Source organism: Bacillus sp. FSL R5-0659 (assembly GCF_038008785.1).
Lineage (GTDB): Bacteria > Bacillota > Bacilli > Bacillales > Bacillaceae > Bacillus > Bacillus safensis.
This window is the reverse complement of the sequence record NZ_JBBOZU010000001.1, coordinates 864,639-886,166: the sequence shown is the minus strand read 5'-3', so window position 1 is coordinate 886,166 and position 21,528 is coordinate 864,639. Positions and strand designations below refer to the sequence as shown.

Here is a 21,528-nt window from a genome sequence, read left to right as displayed (position 1 = left end):
CATCTACAGAACATCCCATTTTTGACCGAACATACATTTGATTAAAATGTGACTTTTTATTCAATTATTCACCTTCATCTGTTTAAACCCTCTCTTATTTACTAGATTTTAACACCTCTTAAGAACCACAAAACCCATTTAATGTCATTTGCACCATCTTTTTTCTTCTCTTTTTCAAATAGTCCATATTTATCATCTATCATTTTTATTCTTTCTTTTTTGTGAGATAGAAAGAATTCCCCCGATATATCAGATATAAAAGTCCTGATTATATGTCGCAATAACATCAATTATGAAATATTTACTGATCATTCCGATAAAAGAGTGAGTATATTTTCCTTCTTCTCTTGACTCTGAAAATATGTATATACAAGAAAATCGATTGGGAAAAAAGCCCTTACCTTGTTCAGCAGTACACAACATATGACTCGCTCCTATTCTATGAAAAAAAGCAAAGCAGCCATCGTAGACTGCTTTGCTTTTTCATATTTATGAGGAACTAGCAGCAGAGGCTGCATCTGGAAAATGATTGTTCCCAATGATTTCACCAGCTGGCACAGAGAGTCCTGTATCCCCCGACCTCTTAAATGGAAGGAGCGGGAAAACAAGCTCTGCTAAATAATAAGCTTCTTCTAGGTGCGGGTAGCCAGAAAATATAAATGTATCAATGCCTAGAGACTTGTATTCTATGATACGATCTGCTACTGTTTGCGGATCTCCGACGAGTGCTGTTCCTGCACCGCCGCGTACTAAGCCAATGCCTGCCCAAAGATTTGGGCTAATTTCAAGTTTGTCTTTCCTCCCTTGATGCAATTCCACCATCCGTCTTTGACCTACTGAGTCCATCCCCTGTAAAACTTTTTGCGCCTCCTCAATTGTTTTCTGATCTAAATGACGAATCAGATGTTCCGCTGCCTGCCATGCCTCCTCTTCGGTATCTCGCACGATCACATGAAGACGAATGCCAAACTTCACCGTTCTTCCTTCCTTTTCAGCCTGTTTCTTCACTTGTTCAATTTTCTCTTTTACTTGTGCAGGCGGTTCGCCCCAAGTTAAATAGACATCTGTATGCTTGGCGGCCGCTTGAATTCCTGCTGATGATGATCCGCCAAAAAAGACTGGTGGATGGGGGGTTTGAGCTGGCGGGAATAGCAGCCGGCCATTTTCCGCTTGTAGATGTTTGCCATGAAATTGTACATTTTCTCCTTTCAATAACCGCTTCCAAATCGTCAAAAATTCTTCTGTTGCCTCATAGCGTTCATCATGAGAAATAAATAACCCATCTCCTTCAAGCTCCTCTTTACTTCCCCCTGCTACCACATTAATCAGCAGCCTTCCACCTGAAAGACGATCTAATGTAGACGTCATTCTAGCAGCAACAGACGGCTGCATAAGCCCTGGTCTAAGAGCCACGAGAAACTTTAAATGAGTGGTTTCAGCAGCTAAAGCAGCTGCCGTCAGCCATGGATCTTCACATGATCTCCCAGTCGGCAGCAAGACCCCTGTATAACCAAGCTGATCAGCTGCTTGAGCAATCTGTTTAAAATATGGATAGTCTGCCTGTCTTGCCCCTTTTGCTGAACCTAAATAACGGCCGTCTCCATGTGTTGGAATAAACCATAAAATATTCATGACATCGCCCCCTGTTATTATTCACCTTGATAACTAGTGCGCCACTTGAGCAGACGCTTTTCTAACAGACGTACAAATGAATCTGTCAGCTTACCTACTACTGCAAAGATGATAATTCCGACAAACACTTTATCCGTTTGAGAGAATTGCCTTGCATCCATAATCATATAGCCGACGCCGCTGCTTGAACCCATTAACTCAGCTACCACTAAACCTAGCCAAGCAATTCCTAATGACAGCCTCACGCCCAGAAGAATATGCGGAAGAGCAGCCGGTAAAATCAGCTTTGTGATGCTTTGATACAGATTAAACTCTAAGGCGCGAGCCACATCAAACAGCTTATTATCTACACTGCGAATACCAAGAAAAGTATTAATATAAATCGGAAAAAAAGCCCCAAGTGCAATCAATAAAATTTTCGCCGTTTCATCAAAGCCAAACCAGAGGATGAATAAAGGGGTGACCGCTAAATGAGGAACGGTTCTCAGCATTTGCAAGGTCGGATCTACATACTGCTCTGTTTTTTTAGAAAACCCTACGCATACGCCCAGCATAAGACCTAAGCCTCCCCCAAGTAAAAATCCACATATTGCTCGATAAAGACTGATGTAAAGATGGCCAAACAGCTCACCAGAACGTATCAACTCTCGAAAGGATTCAGCAATCAAAACGGGCGAAGGCAATACAGTGGAAGAAACAATTTGAGAACCAGCTATAATCTGCCAAACCGCAATAAGTAGAACAGGTAATACCAGTCCCTTTAACTTATATAAAGAAGAAGCTTTTCTCCTTTTTCTCTTTGACCGCTCAATTTTAGATGCTAAAGCCGGGTTCGAAATAGCTTTCATTCATCCATCTCCTCTTTCAGCATTTTTTCAATAAACGAATTATCTACAACCTGATTGACATCAATTTTCCGCTGGATCGCCTTTGTTTTATATTGAAAATCAGCGGTATGCTGCTGAGCATTGATGATCTTCTTCGAAATGGGCTTATTGAGTGGTTCCGTATTGTTTAATACTTGTGTGACGATCTTCTTATCTAAATTTTTTAAACGCGCATATAGAGTAACAGCCTCTTCTGGATGTGATTTCTGCCACTTCACCGCATGGTCATATACCTTTAAAAATTTCACCACTAGTTCAGGATGCTGATCAGCAAACTGAGTGCGAACAAGTGTGAAACCTGGAGAATATAAATCAGTCGCTTCCCCATTCACCAGCAGCTTTGCTCCTTTCTTGATCGTTTCAAGTGATAAGAACGGCTCCCAGATCGACCAAGCATCAACGGACCCATTTTCAAATGCTGATATCGCTTCATCTGGCTGAAGCTGAATGATCTGAACATCCTTCGCAGATAAACCTGCCTGATCTAATACTTTGTATAAAAAGTCAAAGCCACTGCTCCCTTTAGCGACAGCGATTTTTTTCCCTTTTAAGTCTTCTACTTTTTGAATCTTACTGTTCTTATTCACTAAAATACCGTTCGCTTTCAGCCCATCCTGAGATAAACCAATTTCCTTAAAATTAATACCTGCTGCCTGACCTGCTATGACAGGTGAGTTTCCAACTTGCGAGAAATCTAATTGATTTGCAGCAAGGCCTTCAAATTGGGGAGGACCACTTTGAAACTCCACCCACTTTACCTTCACTCCTTCTTTTTCAAATGATTGTTCAAACCACCCTTTTTCCTTTGCTAAAAGCAGCGGGCTCAAACTTTGCTGAATCCCAATCCGAATTTCTTTCACCTTGTTTTCTGAGCCGTCTGCTGCTTGACCACACCCTGCTAAAACAAGGAGAAGACTCAAAAAAATCACGATCATTTGTACCTTTTTCATGCGATTTCCCCTCCCTAAATCCCTGATCCATCAGTTAGTAACAATTCATCTGTTTTCTCAAATTCTGAAAGCACCTTTTGTCTTAAATGTTGAAAAGAGGTTGATGTTCTATCACGCGGAAAAGGCAGATTCACAGGAAGAATTTTATGAATTCGGCCAGGTCTCGCTTGTAAGAGCACAATTTCATTTCCTAAATAAATCGATTCATCAATATCATGAGTAACGAGCATCATCGTTGTTTTTTTCTCCTGCCAAATGTCCAGCAGCACATCCTGCAAGTGTTTTCGCGTGAATGCATCCAGCGCACCAAATGGTTCATCAAGCAATAAGATCTCCGGATCACGAAGGAGTGCTCTCGCAATGGCAACCCGTTGCGACATTCCTCCTGAAAGCTCATGTGGATAAGCATGTTCAAATCCTTTTAATCGAACAATTTCTATCAATTCATCCACTTTGCGGCGTACATCCTGTTGTTTTAAATTGAAATTGGCCGCTATGTTTTCTTCGACTGACAGCCATGGAAACAGGCGGTGTTCCTGAAAGATAAAGCCCTGTTTCATTCCTGGTTCTGTGACCCGTCTGTCTCCTATCAAAATTTGCCCATCATACGATGTGTCGAGCCCGCCTATGATTTTTAGCAATGTACTTTTTCCGCATCCACTCGGACCTATCACTGTTACAAATTCACCTGGAATCATGCTCAATTTCAAGTCTTCAAGAACCCGAATGGACTGTTTGTCTTTCCAAAAGGATTTATCCACAATATCAATTGAAATCGTCATTGAAACCCTCCACTCCTCTTGCCATCAGATAAATACACAGAAAGGCCCTTATCCCCAAAAAGAGATAAGAGCCTTCGTGTTGTCCGATCAGCTAATCATATTGATTTGTTAGCACCATCCTAAATCATATTAATCCCATAAATCAACTCAAATTTATAAAATAGTTATTTTGTCCTTGTATGCTTTTCATCAATCCGATCGTAAATCGCTTCTATTCGTTCCTTGCTGCTGTAAATCTCATATTTGTTCCGCTCAATTAAGATGTCTAGTGTGATATCCATATGTTTTCTGTATTTTTTTCGTTTTTTCTTTTTTTCCATCTTCATCATCCTTTCTCATTCAAATAAAAAAAGGCTCTTCACTCATGCTTGAGTGATAGAGCCTTCGGTTGACCGATCAGCCATTCTTGTTCGCGTTTTCAGTATGCTCATGTTAATACATACTATTCCTACCTGTCAACTATATTTATTGTTTTTTCAGATTTATCTAAAAAATGATTGACCGAGCAGTGAACAAGATTTATAGTCTTATTAAATATTTCTTATCAAAACAGTTGGTTTTATCTAACAAAAGGAGGATACACACATGTCAGAAGAACGTCCATTTCGTTTAGAAACAAAAGCCATTCACGCGGGTCAGGAGCTTGATTCAGCGACCTATTCAAGAGCCGTGCCTATTTACCAAACAAGCTCCTTTGGTTTTAGAGATAGTGATCATGCAGCGAATTTATTCGGTCTTCAGGAACCGGGAAATATTTATTCACGTATTATGAACCCGACAAATGACGTATTTGAAAAGCGTATCGCAGAGCTTGAAGGTGGGATTGGTGCACTTGCTGTTTCTTCTGGGCAAGCAGCGACGACTTATTCTATTTTAAACATTGCAGGAGCCGGGGATGAAATCGTTTCCTCAAGCAGTCTTTATGGCGGCACCTACAATTTATTTGCCCATACACTCAAAAAACTCGGAATTACAGTAAAATTCGTCGACTCATCCAACCTTGAAGAACTTGAAGCAGCGATCACAGACAAAACAAAGGCAGTGTATGCAGAGAGCATTGGGAATCCAAAAGGTGACATTTTACATATTGAAGCCATCTCAGCCATTGCACACAAGCATCATATCCCACTTATTGTGGACAATACACTCGCCAGCCCTTATTTATTAAGACCTATTGAGTTCGGTGCAGACATTGTCGTCCATTCAGCGACGAAATTTATTGGCGGTCATGGTACATCAATTGGCGGCGTCATCGTTGATAGCGGCCGATTCCCTTGGGCTGAAAGCGATAAGTTCAAAGGGCTGACTGAACCAGATCCAAGTTATCACGGTCTGACATATACAGAAGCGATTGGAGAAGCGGCTTATATCACAAAAGCACGAGTACAGCTCTTACGTGATTTAGGGGCAGCTCTGTCGCCATTCAACTCATTTTTACTTCTGCAAGGCTTAGAAACATTACACCTTCGTCTTGAGCGGCATAGTGAAAATGCGTTGAAAACAGCACAGTTCTTACAGGATCATCCTCTTGTCGATTGGGTAAGCTATCCGGGCCTTGAAAGTCACGAATCCTATGAACTTGCTCAAACCTATTTACCAAAAGGACAAGGGGCAATCCTCACATTCGGTATCAAAGGTGGACGCGAAGCAGGTAAAAAGCTCATTGATTCTGTGAAACTTTTCTCCCATCTCGCAAACGTGGGTGATTCTAAATCTCTCATCATTCATCCTGCCAGCACAACGCATCAACAATTAAGCGAGGCAGAACAAAAAGCGACAGGTGTCACACCAGAGCTCATTCGTTTATCCGTTGGAACAGAAGCGATTGAAGATATTCTTGCAGATCTTGAACAGGCGATTACAAAAAGTCAGTCTGAATGACATAGAAAAAAGCACACGGCTGTGTGCTTTTTTCTTGTTTATTAATGATTGAGTAAGCGAATGTCTTGGAAAGGATAAAATACAAATGAGGTAGTTCCTTGAATATCACGCTTTGTAAAAAGACCTAAGCCGTTGCGGCTGTCCATTGAATTTTGGCGATTGTCCCCCATGACAAAGTACTTTCCTTTTGGAACAGTCAGAGGGCCAAAATCAGGTGTCAGCAAAGTACCATCTGCCGCTGCTTTCTTTTTGTTTGACGCTAAGTAAGGCTCTGCCACTTTTTTCCCATTAACAAATAGCTGATCATTTTTCATTTCAATTTTATCACCAGGTAAACCAATCAATCGTTTGACATAATGAGTGCTGCGATCTTCCCCATCAAGAACAATGATCTGTCCCCGTTTATAATCACCGAAATAATCAACCGTTTTATTCACAAACACCCGCTCTGTGTTATGCAGTGTTGGGTCCATAGAAGTCCCTTTCACAATGTACGGTGCGAATAAAAAGTTCCGAATGATAAAAACAGCAATAAATGCGATTAAGATGGCTTTGATCCAGCCCCATAATTCTGATTTCTTTTTTTGTGTTTTTGTATTTGTTGTCATAAGCTCCTCCTGAATTCCCCAAGGACGAAATGTGTGTCACCAGCTGCCAGCCGGCGTCACGCTTGTTTCTCCCTAAATATAAACATATTTTGCCAACAAATCAAGCAAAGAGAGAGAAAAAGGCAAGCACCTTTCTGTGCTTGCCCAAAACTCAGTTAGTTAGCAGAAGAATCCGCTTCTTTTTCTTTGTTTGCTTTACCATAGAAATAATCCGATGGATTCACTGGTTTGAAATCAGATAACTTATGGAATCGAAGAAGATCCCTATAGAGCACCTTATCTGAAAGACTTAACTGATTATCAACACGGGCTTTAATCGCCTCTGTCTTTTTATTTTGTTTCACCACTTTACCCGTTTTCGTATCATAAACGGTATTATCGACAAGTGTGTATTTCGGTGTCACATAGTTTCCATTACGGAAGGCAACAGTCTCATCATGCTTTTTAGAGAATAAGTCTGTTCCAAAATTCACGAATTCATTTGAATCGATACCTTGTAAGTGAAGAAGTGTTGGCATCACGTCGACTTCACCACCATACGTATGGTTCACGCCGCCCTTCTTACCAGGAATACGAATCATGAGCGGAACACGCTGGTTTTGTGCATTTTGATAAGGAGTGATTTCTTTCCCTTGAATTTCACTCATTGCACGGTTATGGTTCTCAGAAATACCGTTATGGTCACCATACAATAAAATGACTGAGTCTTTATACATACCTGATTTTTTCAAGTCTTTGAAGAATTGCTCTAATGACTCATCTAAATATCTTGCTGTTTGGAAATAGTTATCGACTGTTTTATCGCCCGTTGTTGCCTTAGCGATTGTCGCATCTTTTTCATCTAAATTAAATGGATAGTGATTTGTCAGTGTCATTAAATGTGCATAAAATGGCTTTTTCATTGATTCTAGCATTGGGATTGATTCTTTGAAGAACGGTTTATCCTTCAGACCCATATTCACAAGGTTTTCTTCATCCATGTTGTAATAGGAAGCATCAAAGAATTGATCAATTCCCATATGTTTATAAATCGTGTCACGGTTCCAGAAAGATTTATAGTCCCCGTGAAGCACTGCACTCGTATAGCCTGCTTTTTGATCTAGGATGGCAGGTAGTGATTGGAAGGTATTTTCACCCTTTGTCACAAATGCTGCTCCCTCTGGCAAGCCAAACATACTATTATCCATCATCAGCTCAGCATCAGATGTCTTCCCTTGACCAGTCTGATGGAAGAAGTTATCGAAATACGTAAAGTCATCTTTCCCATGAGCCAGTTTGTTTAAAAATGGAGTCACTTCTTCTCCATTTAATTTGTAGTCAATTAAGAAAGACTGGAAGCTTTCTAAATGAATTTTAATAATGTTTTTACCTTTTGCTTTTCCAAAATACTCTGCATTTGGCTTCGCATAGTGAGAAGACGTATAGTTCACAACATCCGTTAAATCTTCACTGCTTGCATTTGCAACCTGCGTTGCGTTTTGTGCTGCTTGTACCCCGTCATAAATCGTATAATTGTAAACACCTAAGTATTTGACAACATACTTATGATCAAAGGTTCTCGTTAATAATTCTGGACGATCCTTTTCAGCCAAATGAAGGTTTACAAAGAACAGTCCAATACCTGCAGCTACAATCAGCAGTGCAAACGTCTTTTTCATTTGGAACTTCTTCACTTCCGGTCTCCAAATGACAATCGCAATCAAGATGATGATATCAAGGAAGTATAAAAGGTCATGCGGCTTAATGCTTGCTAACACACCGCCAGTCATGCCTCCCCCAAGATTTCCTGCCTGCTTCATTGTTGAGAAAGTCAAAAAGTCATCAAAGAAACGGTAATACGCTACATTTGCATATAAAAGTGCGGTCATAATAAAATCAATAACAATTAAAACAATGGCAGATTTACGCCCCTTTAAAAAGAGAGCAAGTCCAAAAAACACAATGGCTGAACTAAATGGATTCAATAAGAGAAGCCCCTCTTGAAAAGAACCTTTCACTCCTAAATTAAAGTCCATTTTGTAGGCTGTGTATGATTTAGCCCAGAATAATAGGACAGCCAAAACAAAAAAGCTATATTTGTTCGCAAATATTTTTTTCATAAAACCTCTTCTTTCTTATCATCGTTCTGATATAAATGAAATCATAAAAAATTTACATTCATTTTGCAAATGTAAATCTTCTTCGTCAAGCATTCCGATGCTCTGTCTCCGCCGGATACATGCGCTCCTTTAATATAACGAACGAGAGGCATCATAAGTTTCAAAAAAAATACGAGTAAATAAAAGGAAAAATATCCATTTACATTAAATTTACGCACACTTCATGTTTTAGTGGATGAAGAAGGTTTTGTAAATCACTCAGTATTACTTTACTTTTTTCATCTATTCGTGTCAAAGTAATTATAAAGAAAAGGAAGAATCACCTAGGCTTTTCGACTCACTTACCCAAATTTATACAAAATTCGATCCATGCTTCTTTTATTGTGACTCAACCTTCATTAATCCATGTACCTCCTAAAAAAACAGTTTTAAACAAAAAAAGCTTGATTTCCCCTACTAATGTGCGGTGTGATTAAGAGGTAGATTTTGATCATATCATCCTTATGTTCATAACAAAAATATCGAGCTGGAGGACATCACATGAAGATTAACAAACAAATCAACACTTTTGAAGGAAGATTTTCAGAAGATATAGTCACTATCATTGCTGTTACAGGACCTTCTGGTGTAGGGGCAGGGAAAGCAGGACAGGCACCTCTTTGGACCGCTTCTATTCCACTAATTGCCTGGAAGGAAAACGGCCATATCACAAACGAAAATGTAAGACTTTGCTGGTTAACAGATGACGAAGGATTAAGGGAAAAGCAGTCACAATTACATAAAGAATCAATCGTTACACTTCAGGTTCGAAAAGGCGAAGGTGAATTCATGCTTGTATCTTTGATCAATACAGATACAAAGGATCAAGCACTTCAAGAAATTTTAGAACAAGCCCAAAAGCCTGTGTTTTACCATGATGATACACTTGGAACCTTTGAGCTAGTGAAAGGACTAGACTTATTTGAAAAGACGATCCAATGGAGCAATGAAGAGTGCCTTCTCTACTTCAACCTCGAAGAAGATGAAAAAATAAATGACTCACTTTCTACAGCAAAACAACTCATACCAGAACAAGCCAAATGGGATTCTTCTATTAAATCATTTGCCGCGAATCAGCTGATAGATCTAGCAAAGGATTGGCAGGAACAAGACGAATCAGCTGAAAAGCAAGAAGAACTCACACTGAATCAATTTATGAGCCGCATTTCACTTGAAAGCCTGCATGTTTACCCTGAGGGAGAGTTTGAAGTCTACTATCATGACGGTGATTTATTTTGGGGACATGTCATTATTATCACAGGAAATATAGATGGCACATTTCATGATGCACACATTGCAGGCTAACAGCTGGAGGGACATTAGATGGAGATCAAAGCTTTTCAAGAATTAAATCTAATTGGGAAAACGCCAGCCATTGCCAAAATAGGCGGGTTCCGTCCTGATCCAGCTGTACACAGCTGGTTTGCAGGCCATTTTTTCATCGATCCTCATCAGGGCTGGCCGACAGATCAAGATGGTTCCATGATTCCGATCTTACAAATTTATTTACCAGAAGTGCCAGGAGGAATGAACGGCTTCAATGAGTGTAAGCTGATTCAAATTTTCCTCAACCAGAAAGCACTTCCGATTGATATCACAAAAAACGGCGAAGGCTGGAAGCTCATTGAATATGCATCAATCGAAGGTTTAGAAGTAGCTGAGACTCCTGAAGAAGTGAGAGGACTCAAACCCTTTCAAATCCAATGGAACAAAAGTGAGCAAAGGGATTTCCCTTGCTGGGAAGAAGCATGGTCATATGTGGATCTAACAGAAGTAAACGAAAGTGAAGAAGCGACAGACCACTTTTTTAATCAATACACAAATTATTCGTTCACAAAAATCGGTGGGTATGGGGCGTATATTCAATCCCCACCCCATCAACAACAAGGCGAATTCATGCTGCAAATCGCCTCAGAAGAAAAACCTCGTTTCATGATTGGTGATAACGGCACGATGTATTTCTATTATGACAAAGAATCAAAAGAATGGTTTATGCACTGGGATTGTTTTTAACGTTTATTGAATGAAACCTTGCCTTCTCCTAAGCGTAATGAATAATATGAAAGGAGGAAGCAAAATGGGATTCATTTTAGACATCTTTTCACTTGCTGTGTATATCCCTTTTCTACAAGTGGATGAAGAGGATATCTCAAGGAACGCAGCACATCTCAAAAAATATAGCTGGTTTAAAGCACTATTACTTGATCAAACTTGCAGGGAGCTCATCATTTATGATCCCGGTGTCCGGCGTCTCATAGGCAGGTTTAAAACGGAGAAACTCCATAAGAAGCGATACAACTTAAGATGCGAACGTAAATTACTACAAGCATTACAACGCGCAATGTAAACTGAAACAACAAGAGCCGCACTTTCCTGTGGCTCTTGTTTTATCAATTGAATCGTTCCTTTTGAAGAAAACATTTGACGCCTGGACAACTCTCCCCGTATATTATGTATAAATCCATCTTTTTCAAAGAAAAGGGGGCCTCACATGCGCTTGTTTAAGAACTGGAGAAAAAAGCAGCCTGCACAGCAAGTCGCTTCAGAAAAGCAAGAAGACAGCATCCAAATCAACTTCTCCACACTTCCCTTTGGCACAGACACCGTCGATGATTTTTTGTTCAACCTAGACCTGACCTCCAAGCTCACAGATCCCTATAAAGAAACAGATACGAACAAGCTTACCTAGCTCTTCACAAATCCTCATCCAATACTGGATGATTTTTTTATACTCAATGAAAGGTGTATCCAATGAAAACATATTATATCGTCAGACACTGCCAAGCAGATGGACAATCTAAAGATGCAGCTTTAACACCACAAGGCATCACTCAATCTCACGAACTGTCACAGTTTTTTTCCAGCATTCATCTTAATCAGATTATCTCAAGTCCTTATAAACGAGCGATCCAAACTACTGAGCCCCTTGCTCATGCAAAACAGCTCGAGATAAAAATCGATCAGCGCCTCTCTGAACGTGTATTAAGCAGCAAGCCAATAGACAATTGGTATGAGAAGCTAAAGCTCAGTTTTACAGACTTACATATGACCTGTGAAGGCGGAGAATCGAGCCAAGAAGCCATGAATCGTATTGTAGAAGTGCTCCACGAACAAATAAAATTAGAAAAAGATCATACCCTATTCATCACACATGGTAATATCATGAGCCTGCTTCTTAAACATGCCGATCCAACGATTGGATTCAAGGAGTGGGAAAAATTAAGCAATCCAGATGTCTATATCCTGAAATATTTCAAACCAGATCATGTAGAAATAGAACGAATATGGTATAAATAAACGGCAGAATGAATTCTGCCGTTTCCTCATCTATTGTTGATAATAAAAAGCCTCTACCCACTCATACGGCTTCTTACGCTCCGCACACCATTTCATGAAGCCTCTTGTCTCCGTTTGCTGAAATTTCTTCCAGTCCGATAAAAGCTGATCATAATAGGCTGCTTGTTTTTCAACATTAGAGCGAATCCTCTTATCTTCAATCAGCATCATGACATCTTCAATACCTTGAATTCGCTCTTGGTCTTTCTCATAGATGCTTAAATAAAGATCTTCATGTATATGATGAAACGAATACCACAAGGCCGATAAATAGATTTCACAAATTTGAACAATCACACGCTGCTCCTTGCTGCCTCCAAGCTCTAGTGCTTTCAATAAATAGGGCAGCCCTTCTCCCTGATGTACAAACAAGCCCTGCCAGCGATATGGTCTCACATCCATTGGGTCAACCTTCTCCCACTCTTGCAGAACAGGCTGAATCACCCCAATTATCAATGGATACACAAGCAAATGATGACCATCCTCAAACCGTTCAATCTTCTCAAATAGCCAAGAAACAAATGAACGCTGTACTTCAAAATCGTTCTCTCTCATCTCTTCAATAAAGGCCTGAAGAACTTTTAGCGCATCTTTACGCAGGCCCTGTTCTTTTTTCACACAGTACTGTCTAAAAAGAGGATAATCATGTGATCCCTCGTCTTTAATGATGGTCTGTAATATCGTCTTCGTTTGCAATAACAACGCCGCCTCTTTACATTCATTCTTTTGACTTCTTATTTAAAGGGAAGTAGTTTTACATCCAATCTTTTCTATGTTCATGAATAAATTGAATGTCTTTTTGATAATGCTCAAGGTGCCCCTCATGAATCATTTTTTGAAAAGCGATTTCACCCTCACTCGCTTTTCGTTTCATATACTGACATAACCCTTTTAAACGCAGCAGCACCATATCCAAATAATCTTCTGCTATTTCCTCACCATAAGATTCAAAAAACAGTTTCACTCTATGCTTTATCTGGTCTGCATGTTCTAATGAAGAATATTTCACGATCTCCCCTGTTTCAGTGCGAAAAAACCTACTGATAGGTACACATGTATACAGAGTATATGCGATATCCCAAAGCCTTGGACCAGGAGCAGCTACATCAAAATCAATAATTCCTACTGGTTTTTCGTTATTGAAAATGATATTGTACATCGCAAAATCATTATGGCATACAACCTCTATGTTGTTAGGCGTATTGTCCATTCGTTCCCAATCGTCTGAAATGGGAAAATCACAAACAGCATCATGATACAGTCTAAGCATTCTCGCTAATTCTTTTAAGGCATGGTGAGAGCACATGTATTCTTTTAAGGGATCATGACCAGCTACGCCTTCAATGAAAGACAAGATCTCTCTACCTTTTTCATCAACCCCTAAAAACTTTGGAGCATAGGAAAAATTCTTTTTTTCTAAATGCTTTAGCAGCTTTCGTATATTGATATTGTCTGACTTTACTTCTCGACGAACCGTATCTCCCGAACGATATACGTTCGAGACATTGCCACCTGTCAATAACTCTTCATGGTCACTTTGTTTTTTCATAAATTCTCCCCTAAAATTGGGTCACAATGATGATGTCAGCTAAAGATGTGTATTTCCCCAAATATTTTTAGTTACACAAAGGTAGTACACTGTTTTGTGTGAATGTGCTGCCCCATTTTGTTTCCTTACATGGTTAAATGTATCTTATCAAATGTTGCAAATCATCTAAAGATTATTCTGCTAAAAAAGTACATGCTCATTATTTTCTAATAGTTTTCTATTTTTAATAACTCATTTAAACCACAAAAAAACGTTTACCACAAGGGTGAAACGTTAGGTTCACGGTAAAAACCAATCATGAAACTTTTAATAGATACCGATGGCAAGGGTTGAACCGGCACCCGTGATAAATTATTCCTAAAAGGCAAGGTATACCCTCTTAAAGTAAAGTACTCGTTTATAAAATAAGAATCAAAGTTCTTCTTGATATATTTCTGATTTTATCGGCTTTAAACTCAAAGGTATTTTAAACTCATGAATACTTTCAATATGATTAAAAAAATGATCGATATCGTCATAATCCATTGACCATTCTTCTACCACTTTTAAATTTTTTAACTCGCTTGTTGGTTTAAATAAAAATTCACAGTGTAGTTGTTCCATGTGAGAATAATCATCTTCTTCATAAACTGTAAACTGACGTACAAGGTCAAAATGAAATAGTTCCTCTCCTGTAAAGTCATAGACACCACACTGAAATAAAATTTCTTTATCTTCTTCGCCCTCAACTGCCTCCTTTGAAAAAGCCTTAAATGTTTCCCAAACCTTTTTTATATCATCGATATCTTCACCAATGCTATCTTTAAGATAACTTTCAGCATTTTTAACCGTAATCATGACAACACCTCTCCTATGTACAATTTATCTCATCCTTCTTCAATTATCCTGCCCTTTTAGTTTAATAATAAGGTAACCATCAATAAAGTAAAAGATAATCTCCTTCATATGTTCCTCGTAAGGCTTTAATTCAGAAATATTTATTCCTTGTACTGTTAGAACATTAAGAAACCCCTTAAATTTATTCATGTAATACTGAATAGAATGTAGTCTCAAATATTTTAACGTCGTGCCATTTAGCTAATTCCCCTTTCACCAGTAAACAGAACACGATTGGAAGCAATTTTGTCGTGTGAAAAATCAGCTAAAAAACAAATAAAAAACGCCCTCCTACAATTTGTAGAAAGACGTTTTAAACGTTGATATTCCTTAATTCTTCTGTAATGAATGATAATAAAGAATATCTAAAACTAGATACCGGTGGCCGGGGTCGAACCGGCACTCCGTGAGGAACACGATTTTGAGTCGTGCGCGTCTGCCAATTCCGCCACACCGGCATGATCATTAAAGAGCGCATCTTATATTAAAAACAATGGTGCCGAGGGCCGGACTTGAACCGGCACGGTAGTCACCTACCGCAGGATTTTAAGTCCTGTGTGTCTGCCAATTCCACCACCCCGGCAGTCTTTTCAAAAAAGGCGACACCCGGATTTGAACCGGGGATAAAGGTTTTGCAGACCTCTGCCTTACCACTTGGCTATGCCGCCATTATTGGAGCGGAAGACGGGATTCGAACCCGCGACCCCCACCTTGGCAAGGTGGTGTTCTACCACTGAACTACTTCCGCACATCAACTGGGCTAGCTGGATTCGAACCAACGCATGACGGAGTCAAAGTCCGTTGCCTTACCGCTTGGCTATAGCCCAATAATAAAATGGGGCGATTGATGGGAATCGAACCCACGAGTGCCAGAGCCACAATCTGGTGCGTTAACCACTTCGCCACAACCGCCATAGATGTAATGAATTATAAAGTATAATTGGCAGGGGCAGTAGGAATCGAACCCACACCGGAGGTTTTGGAGACCTCTGTTCTACCGTTAAACTATGCCCCTATGAAAATAAAAAATGGTGGAGGGGGGCGGATTCGAACCGCCGAACCCGGAGGGAGCGGATTTACAGTCCGCCGCGTTTAGCCACTTCGCTACCCCTCCACTTTTGAAAAACAGTGCCGGCAAGAGGACTTGAACCCCCAACCTACTGATTACAAGTCAGTTGCTCTACCAATTGAGCTACACCGGCAAATAGTGGTGGCTCGGGACGGAATCGAACCGCCGACACACGGATTTTCAGTCCGTTGCTCTACCAACTGAGCTACCGAGCCAAGTATTCTTTTGAAAAATGGCGGTCCGGACGGGACTCGAACCCGCGACCTCCTGCGTGACAGGCAGGCATTCTAACCAACTGAACTACCGGACCATTTTGGTTGCGGGGGCAGGATTTGAACCTGCGACCTTCGGGTTATGAGCCCGACGAGCTACCGAACTGCTCCACCCCGCGACGATATAAAAGATATGGTGGAGGATGACGGGCTCGAACCGCCGACCCTCTGCTTGTAAGGCAGATGCTCTCCCAGCTGAGCTAATCCTCCGAATAAAAAATGCTGGTATATATTCTATAAAAATGGTGACCCGTACGGGATTCGAACCCGTGTTACCGCCGTGAAAGGGCGGTGTCTTAACCGCTTGACCAACGGGCCCTTTATTATGTAAATTGTGGCGGAGAGCAAGGGATTCGAACCCTTGAGACGGGGTTACCGCCTACACGATTTCCAATCGTGCTCCTTCGGCCACTCGGACAGCTCTCCAAATTGGCTCCGCAGGTAGGATTCGAACCTACGACCGATCGGTTAACAGCCGATAGCTCTACCACTGAGCTACTGCGGAATGAAGAAAGCCTGGCGATGTCCTACTCTCACAGGGGGGAACCCCCAACTACCATCGGCGCTGAAGAGCTTAACTTCCGTGTTCGGTATGGGAACGGGTGTGACCTCTTCGCCATCATCACCAGACAATTTAGTGACAAAAGATATTATACTATGTATTGAAAATAAATCAAGAGATATTTTAAAAATGTTCTCTCAAAACTAGATAACAATGTTCATGTTTCACATTAGAATATAGGTTAAGTCCTCGATCTATTAGTATCTGTCAGCTCCACGTGTCACCACGCTTCCACCTCAGACCTATCAACCTGATCATCTTTCAGGGATCTTACTTCCTTGCGGAATGGGAAATCTCATCTTGAGGGGGGCTTCATGCTTAGATGCTTTCAGCACTTATCCCGTCCGCACATAGCTACCCAGCGATGCCCTTGGCAGAACAACTGGTACACCAGCGGTGCGTCCATCCCGGTCCTCTCGTACTAAGGACAGCTCCTCTCAAATTTCCTGCGCCCGCGACGGATAGGGACCGAACTGTCTCACGACGTTCTGAACCCAGCTCGCGTACCGCTTTAATGGGCGAACAGCCCAACCCTTGGGACCGACTACAGCCCCAGGATGCGATGAGCCGACATCGAGGTGCCAAACCTCCCCGTCGATGTGGACTCTTGGGGGAGATAAGCCTGTTATCCCCGGGGTAGCTTTTATCCGTTGAGCGATGGCCCTTCCATGCGGAACCACCGGATCACTAAGCCCGACTTTCGTCCCTGCTCGACTTGTAGGTCTCGCAGTCAAGCTCCCTTGTGCCTTTACACTCTGCGAATGATTTCCAACCATTCTGAGGGAACCTTTGGGCGCCTCCGTTACATTTTAGGAGGCGACCGCCCCAGTCAAACTGCCCACCTGACACTGTCTCCCTGCCCGATAAGGGCAGCGGGTTAGAAGGTCAATACAGCCAGGGTAGTATCCCACCGATGCCTCCACCGAAGCTAGCGCTCCGGTTTCCAAGGCTCCTACCTATCCTGTACAAGCTGTACCAACATTCAATATCAGGCTGCAGTAAAGCTCCACGGGGTCTTTCCGTCCTGTCGCGGGTAACCTGCATCTTCACAGGTACTATAATTTCACCGAGTCTCTCGTTGAGACAGTGCCCAGATCGTTGCGCCTTTCGTGCGGGTCGGAACTTACCCGACAAGGAATTTCGCTACCTTAGGACCGTTATAGTTACGGCCGCCGTTTACTGGGGCTTCAATTCGCACCTTCGCTTACGCTAAGCGCTCCTCTTAACCTTCCAGCACCGGGCAGGCGTCAGCCCCTATACTTCGCCTTACGGCTTCGCAGAGACCTGTGTTTTTGCTAAACAGTCGCCTGGGCCTATTCACTGCGGCTTCTCGGGGCTTTAACACCCTAAGAAGCACCCCTTCTCCCGAAGTTACGGGGTCATTTTGCCGAGTTCCTTAACGAGAGTTCTCTCGATCACCTTAGGATTCTCTCCTCGCCTACCTGTGTCGGTTTGCGGTACGGGCACCTCTCACCTCGCTAGAGGCTTTTCTTGGCAGTGTGGAATCAGGAACTTCGCTACTAAATTTCGCTCGCCATCACAGCTCAGCCTTTACGGGAAACGGATTTGCCTATTTCCCAGCCTAACTGCTTGGACGCGGATATCCAATACCGCGCTTACCCTATCCTCCTGCGTCCCCCCATTGCTCAAATGGTGAGGAGGTGGTACAGGAATATCAACCTGTTGTCCATCGCCTACGCCTTTCGGCCTCGGCTTAGGTCCCGACTAACCCTGAGCGGACGAGCCTTCCTCAGGAAACCTTAGGCATTCGGTGGACGGGATTCTCACCCGTCTTTCGCTACTCATACCGGCATTCTCACTTCTAAGCGCTCCACCAGTCCTTCCGGTCTGGCTTCACAGCCCTTAGAACGCTCTCCTACCACTGTTCGTAAGAACAGTCCGCAGCTTCGGTGATACGTTTAGCCCCGGTACATTTTCGGCGCAGAGTCACTCGACCAGTGAGCTATTACGCACTCTTTAAATGGTGGCTGCTTCTAAGCCAACATCCTGGTTGTCTAAGCAACTCCACATCCTTTTCCACTTAACGTATACTTTGGGACCTTAGCTGGCGGTCTGGGCTGTTTCCCTTTCGACTACGGATCTTATCACTCGCAGTCTGACTCCCAAGGATAAGTCATCGGCATTCGGAGTTTGACTGAATTCGGTAACCCGGTAGGGGCCCCTAGTCCAATCAGTGCTCTACCTCCGAGACTCTTACCTTGAGGCTAGCCCTAAAGCTATTTCGGAGAGAACCAGCTATCTCCAGGTTCGATTGGCATTTCACCCCTACCCACACCTCATCCCCGCACTTTTCAACGTGCGTGGGTTCGGGCCTCCATTCAGTGTTACCTGAACTTCACCCTGGACATGGGTAGATCACCTGGTTTCGGGTCTACGACCACGTACTCATGCGCCCTATTCAGACTCGCTTTCGCTGCGGCTCCGCATCTTCTGCTTAACCTTGCACGGGATCGTAACTCGCCGGTTCATTCTACAAAAGGCACGCCATCACCCGTTAACGGGCTCTGACTACTTGTAGGCACACGGTTTCAGGATCTATTTCACTCCCCTTCCGGGGTGCTTTTCACCTTTCCCTCACGGTACTGGTTCACTATCGGTCACTAGGGAGTATTTAGCCTTGGGAGATGGTCCTCCCGGATTCCGACGGAATTTCACGTGTTCCGCCGTACTCAGGATCCACTCTGGAGAGAACAACATTTCAGTTACAGGGCTGTTACCTTCTTTGGCGGGCCTTTCCAGACCTCTTCGCTTATATCGTTCCTTTGTAACTCCGTATAGAGTGTCCTACAACCCCAAGAGGCAAGCCTCTTGGTTTGGGCTGTTCCCGTTTCGCTCGCCGCTACTCAGGGAATCGCATTTGCTTTCTCTTCCTCCGGGTACTTAGATGTTTCAGTTCCCCGGGTATGCCTTCTCATACTCTATGTATTCAAGTATGGATACTACTCCATTACGAGCAGTGGGTTTCCCCATTCGGAAATCTCCGGATCAAAGCTTGCTTACAGCTCCCCGAAGCATATCGGTGTTCGTCCCGTCCTTCATCGGCTCCTAGTGCCAAGGCATCCACCGTGCGCCCTTTCTAACTTAACCATTTCTTACTTTAGAAAGAATCACTATGTGTGATGAACTTTGCATTGCATTCAATGTGAATGTATTACTTATTGTTATCTAGTTTTCAAAGAACAATCCTGTCTCGCTAGAGACATGTTTTGAAGGAATGATCCTTCAAAACTAAACAAGACGAAAACGTACGCTGCTCCATATATCCTTAGAAAGGAGGTGATCCAGCCGCACCTTCCGATACGGCTACCTTGTTACGACTTCACCCCAATCATCTGCCCCACCTTCGGCGGCTGGCTCCATAAAGGTTACCTCACCGACTTCGGGTGTTGCAAACTCTCGTGGTGTGACGGGCGGTGTGTACAAGGCCCGGGAACGTATTCACCGCGGCATGCTGATCCGCGATTACTAGCGATTCCAGCTTCACGCAGTCGAGTTGCAGACTGCGATCCGAACTGAGAACAGATTTATGGGATTGGCTAAACCTTGCGGTCTTGCAGCCCTTTGTTCTGTCCATTGTAGCACGTGTGTAGCCCAGGTCATAAGGGGCATGATGATTTGACGTCATCCCCACCTTCCTCCGGTTTGTCACCGGCAGTCACCTTAGAGTGCCCAACTGAATGCTGGCAACTAAGATCAAGGGTTGCGCTCGTTGCGGGACTTAACCCAACATCTCACGACACGAGCTGACGACAACCATGCACCACCTGTCACTCTGTCCCCGAAGGGAAAGCCCTATCTCTAGGGTTGTCAGAGGATGTCAAGACCTGGTAAGGTTCTTCGCGTTGCTTCGAATTAAACCACATGCTCCACCGCTTGTGCGGGCCCCCGTCAATTCCTTTGAGTTTCAGTCTTGCGACCGTACTCCCCAGGCGGAGTGCTTAATGCGTTAGCTGCAGCACTAAGGGGCGGAAACCCCCTAACACTTAGCACTCATCGTTTACGGCGTGGACTACCAGGGTATCTAATCCTGTTCGCTCCCCACGCTTTCGCTCCTCAGCGTCAGTTACAGACCAGAGAGTCGCCTTCGCCACTGGTGTTCCTCCACATCTCTACGCATTTCACCGCTACACGTGGAATTCCACTCTCCTCTTCTGCACTCAAGTTTCCCAGTTTCCAATGACCCTCCCCGGTTGAGCCGGGGGCTTTCACATCAGACTTAAGAAACCGCCTGCGAGCCCTTTACGCCCAATAATTCCGGACAACGCTTGCCACCTACGTATTACCGCGGCTGCTGGCACGTAGTTAGCCGTGGCTTTCTGGTTAGGTACCGTCAAGGTGCGAGCAGTTACTCTCGCACTTGTTCTTCCCTAACAACAGAGCTTTACGATCCGAAAACCTTCATCACTCACGCGGCGTTGCTCCGTCAGACTTTCGTCCATTGCGGAAGATTCCCTACTGCTGCCTCCCGTAGGAGTCTGGGCCGTGTCTCAGTCCCAGTGTGGCCGATCACCCTCTCAGGTCGGCTACGCATCGTCGCCTTGGTGAGCCATTACCCCACCAACTAGCTAATGCGCCGCGGGTCCATCTGTAAGTGACAGCCGAAACCGTCTTTCATCCTTGAACCATGCGGTTCAAGGAACTATCCGGTATTAGCTCCGGTTTCCCGGAGTTATCCCAGTCTTACAGGCAGGTTACCCACGTGTTACTCACCCGTCCGCCGCTAACATCCGGGAGCAAGCTCCCTTCTGTCCGCTCGACTTGCATGTATTAGGCACGCCGCCAGCGTTCGTCCTGAGCCAGGATCAAACTCTCCGAGGTATGCAGGATGCATATCACACATGCGTTGCTACACGATGTAGCGAACTTAGCATGTGATCATTTCCTGCCTCGTCAGCGTTTGACTGACTACCTATGAAGTATCATAGGATTTTTTATAAAAAATCGAATTAACAGGTACGTTTTGTC

Annotated in this window: 16 protein-coding genes, 16 tRNA genes and 3 rRNA genes; 6 read left to right on the top strand and 29 right to left on the bottom strand. The window is 43.1% G+C overall.

Translation table 11 applies throughout. From position 1 onward, the window contains the following. Positions 1 to 489 precede the first annotated feature (489 nt). From ssuD to NSQ72_RS04385, 5 genes are all read right to left on the bottom strand, one after another. The gene (gene ssuD / locus NSQ72_RS04405) at positions 490 to 1,632 is read right to left on the bottom strand and encodes an FMNH2-dependent alkanesulfonate monooxygenase (RefSeq protein WP_144490852.1); all 1,143 of its coding nucleotides are present in this window, start codon (positions 1,630 to 1,632) and stop codon (positions 490 to 492) included. Between the two features lie 17 nt (positions 1,633 to 1,649). After that, positions 1,650 to 2,480 (bottom strand): ABC transporter permease, encoded by an 831-nt coding sequence (locus NSQ72_RS04400; protein ID WP_039177367.1) that lies wholly within the window; start codon positions 2,478 to 2,480, stop codon positions 1,650 to 1,652. Continuing rightward, positions 2,477 to 3,454, bottom strand: a complete 978-nt coding sequence (locus tag NSQ72_RS04395) for an aliphatic sulfonate ABC transporter substrate-binding protein (protein ID WP_376765046.1) — start codon at positions 3,452 to 3,454, stop codon at positions 2,477 to 2,479. The genes NSQ72_RS04400 and NSQ72_RS04395 overlap by 4 nt, the downstream gene beginning before the upstream one ends. Before the next feature lie 29 nt (positions 3,455 to 3,483). Then, positions 3,484 to 4,251 (bottom strand): ABC transporter ATP-binding protein, encoded by a 768-nt coding sequence (locus NSQ72_RS04390; RefSeq protein WP_126682085.1) that lies wholly within the window; start codon positions 4,249 to 4,251, stop codon positions 3,484 to 3,486. Positions 4,252 to 4,415: 164 nt separating this feature from the next. Next, positions 4,416 to 4,571, bottom strand: a complete 156-nt coding sequence (locus NSQ72_RS04385) for an FbpB family small basic protein (RefSeq protein WP_039177358.1) — start codon at positions 4,569 to 4,571, stop codon at positions 4,416 to 4,418. Positions 4,572 to 4,836: 265 nt separating this feature from the next. Between NSQ72_RS04385 and NSQ72_RS04380 the strand changes: the two genes are divergently transcribed. Continuing rightward, on the top strand, positions 4,837 to 6,132 hold the full coding sequence (locus NSQ72_RS04380; RefSeq protein ID WP_144491028.1) for a homocysteine synthase: 1,296 nt from the start codon (positions 4,837 to 4,839) through the stop codon (positions 6,130 to 6,132). Between the two features lie 41 nt (positions 6,133 to 6,173). Here NSQ72_RS04380 and lepB read toward each other — a convergent pair whose 3' ends face one another. Next, complete coding sequence (lepB, locus tag NSQ72_RS04375) at positions 6,174 to 6,740, bottom strand: signal peptidase I (protein WP_047202849.1); 567 nt, start codon at positions 6,738 to 6,740, stop codon at positions 6,174 to 6,176. A 155-nt stretch (positions 6,741 to 6,895) separates the two neighbouring features. After that, positions 6,896 to 8,839 carry an LTA synthase family protein gene (locus NSQ72_RS04370; protein WP_024427404.1) on the bottom strand — a complete coding sequence of 648 codons (1,944 nt, stop codon included), beginning with the start codon at positions 8,837 to 8,839 and terminating at the stop codon, positions 6,896 to 6,898. A gap of 540 nt (positions 8,840 to 9,379) precedes the next feature. On the opposite strand from NSQ72_RS04370, the gene NSQ72_RS04365 reads away from it, so the two are divergent. The 5 genes from NSQ72_RS04365 (at position 9,380) to NSQ72_RS04345 (ending at position 12,175) form a co-directional block, all read left to right on the top strand. Further along, complete coding sequence (locus NSQ72_RS04365; protein ID WP_341083371.1) at positions 9,380 to 10,183, top strand: DUF2262 domain-containing protein; 804 nt, start codon at positions 9,380 to 9,382, stop codon at positions 10,181 to 10,183. Positions 10,184 to 10,201: 18 nt separating this feature from the next. Next, positions 10,202 to 10,891: a DUF1963 domain-containing protein gene (locus NSQ72_RS04360; protein ID WP_039177346.1), complete on the top strand. Its 690-nt coding sequence runs from the start codon at positions 10,202 to 10,204 to the stop codon at positions 10,889 to 10,891. A 64-nt stretch (positions 10,892 to 10,955) separates the two neighbouring features. Further along, on the top strand, positions 10,956 to 11,225 hold the full coding sequence (locus NSQ72_RS04355) for a hypothetical protein (RefSeq protein ID WP_039177345.1): 270 nt from the start codon (positions 10,956 to 10,958) through the stop codon (positions 11,223 to 11,225). 144 nt (positions 11,226 to 11,369) lie between these two features. Further along, complete coding sequence (locus NSQ72_RS04350; RefSeq protein ID WP_039177342.1) at positions 11,370 to 11,567, top strand: hypothetical protein; 198 nt, start codon at positions 11,370 to 11,372, stop codon at positions 11,565 to 11,567. 62 nt (positions 11,568 to 11,629) lie between these two features. Next, positions 11,630 to 12,175 carry a histidine phosphatase family protein gene (locus tag NSQ72_RS04345; protein WP_039177341.1) on the top strand — a complete coding sequence of 182 codons (546 nt, stop codon included), beginning with the start codon at positions 11,630 to 11,632 and terminating at the stop codon, positions 12,173 to 12,175. Between the two features lie 30 nt (positions 12,176 to 12,205). On the opposite strand, the gene NSQ72_RS04340 is transcribed toward NSQ72_RS04345, so the two are convergent. The 22 genes from NSQ72_RS04340 to NSQ72_RS04235 all read right to left on the bottom strand — a co-directional run bounded on the left by NSQ72_RS04340 (position 12,206) and on the right by NSQ72_RS04235 (position 21,381). Continuing rightward, positions 12,206 to 12,910, bottom strand: coding sequence for a hypothetical protein (locus tag NSQ72_RS04340; protein WP_339209641.1), 705 nt, complete (start codon positions 12,908 to 12,910; stop codon positions 12,206 to 12,208). A 58-nt stretch (positions 12,911 to 12,968) separates the two neighbouring features. Next, entirely contained in the window at positions 12,969 to 13,763 is a 795-nt protein-coding gene (locus tag NSQ72_RS04335; RefSeq protein WP_341083369.1) for a phosphotransferase, read from the bottom strand. A gap of 411 nt (positions 13,764 to 14,174) precedes the next feature. Further along, positions 14,175 to 14,600 carry a hypothetical protein gene (locus NSQ72_RS04330; protein ID WP_059377521.1) on the bottom strand — a complete coding sequence of 142 codons (426 nt, stop codon included), beginning with the start codon at positions 14,598 to 14,600 and terminating at the stop codon, positions 14,175 to 14,177. A 415-nt stretch (positions 14,601 to 15,015) separates the two neighbouring features. Next, a tRNA-Leu gene (locus NSQ72_RS04325) sits at positions 15,016 to 15,097 on the bottom strand. A gap of 36 nt (positions 15,098 to 15,133) precedes the next feature. After that, positions 15,134 to 15,222, bottom strand: a tRNA-Leu gene (locus tag NSQ72_RS04320). 14 nt (positions 15,223 to 15,236) lie between these two features. Continuing rightward, positions 15,237 to 15,307 (bottom strand) — tRNA-Cys (locus tag NSQ72_RS04315). Positions 15,308 to 15,312: 5 nt separating this feature from the next. Next, positions 15,313 to 15,387, bottom strand: a tRNA-Gly gene (locus NSQ72_RS04310). Between the two features lie 7 nt (positions 15,388 to 15,394). Further along, a tRNA-Gln gene (locus NSQ72_RS04305) sits at positions 15,395 to 15,466 on the bottom strand. Positions 15,467 to 15,475: 9 nt separating this feature from the next. Further along, positions 15,476 to 15,551: transfer RNA gene (locus tag NSQ72_RS04300), tRNA-His, on the bottom strand. 29 nt (positions 15,552 to 15,580) lie between these two features. After that, positions 15,581 to 15,654: transfer RNA gene (locus tag NSQ72_RS04295), tRNA-Trp, on the bottom strand. A gap of 14 nt (positions 15,655 to 15,668) precedes the next feature. Further along, positions 15,669 to 15,753: transfer RNA gene (locus NSQ72_RS04290), tRNA-Tyr, on the bottom strand. Positions 15,754 to 15,768: 15 nt separating this feature from the next. After that, positions 15,769 to 15,841, bottom strand: a tRNA-Thr gene (locus tag NSQ72_RS04285). A gap of 6 nt (positions 15,842 to 15,847) precedes the next feature. Further along, positions 15,848 to 15,923: transfer RNA gene (locus NSQ72_RS04280), tRNA-Phe, on the bottom strand. 18 nt (positions 15,924 to 15,941) lie between these two features. Beyond that, positions 15,942 to 16,018, bottom strand: a tRNA-Asp gene (locus NSQ72_RS04275). A 4-nt stretch (positions 16,019 to 16,022) separates the two neighbouring features. Further along, positions 16,023 to 16,099 (bottom strand) — tRNA-Met (locus NSQ72_RS04270). A gap of 15 nt (positions 16,100 to 16,114) precedes the next feature. Next, positions 16,115 to 16,190: transfer RNA gene (locus NSQ72_RS04265), tRNA-Val, on the bottom strand. 33 nt (positions 16,191 to 16,223) lie between these two features. Continuing rightward, positions 16,224 to 16,298: transfer RNA gene (locus NSQ72_RS04260), tRNA-Glu, on the bottom strand. A 17-nt stretch (positions 16,299 to 16,315) separates the two neighbouring features. Then, positions 16,316 to 16,406, bottom strand: a tRNA-Ser gene (locus NSQ72_RS04255). Between the two features lie 4 nt (positions 16,407 to 16,410). Then, a tRNA-Asn gene (locus tag NSQ72_RS04250) sits at positions 16,411 to 16,485 on the bottom strand. Positions 16,486 to 16,494: 9 nt separating this feature from the next. Then, positions 16,495 to 16,610, bottom strand: a 5S ribosomal RNA gene (gene rrf, locus NSQ72_RS04245). 109 nt (positions 16,611 to 16,719) lie between these two features. Beyond that, positions 16,720 to 19,650, bottom strand: a 23S ribosomal RNA gene (locus NSQ72_RS04240). Positions 19,651 to 19,832: 182 nt separating this feature from the next. Beyond that, positions 19,833 to 21,381: ribosomal RNA gene (locus NSQ72_RS04235) — 16S ribosomal RNA — on the bottom strand. The 16S, 23S and 5S rRNA genes sit together here with 16 tRNA genes alongside, the layout of an rRNA operon. Positions 21,382 to 21,528: the final 147 nt, after the last annotated feature.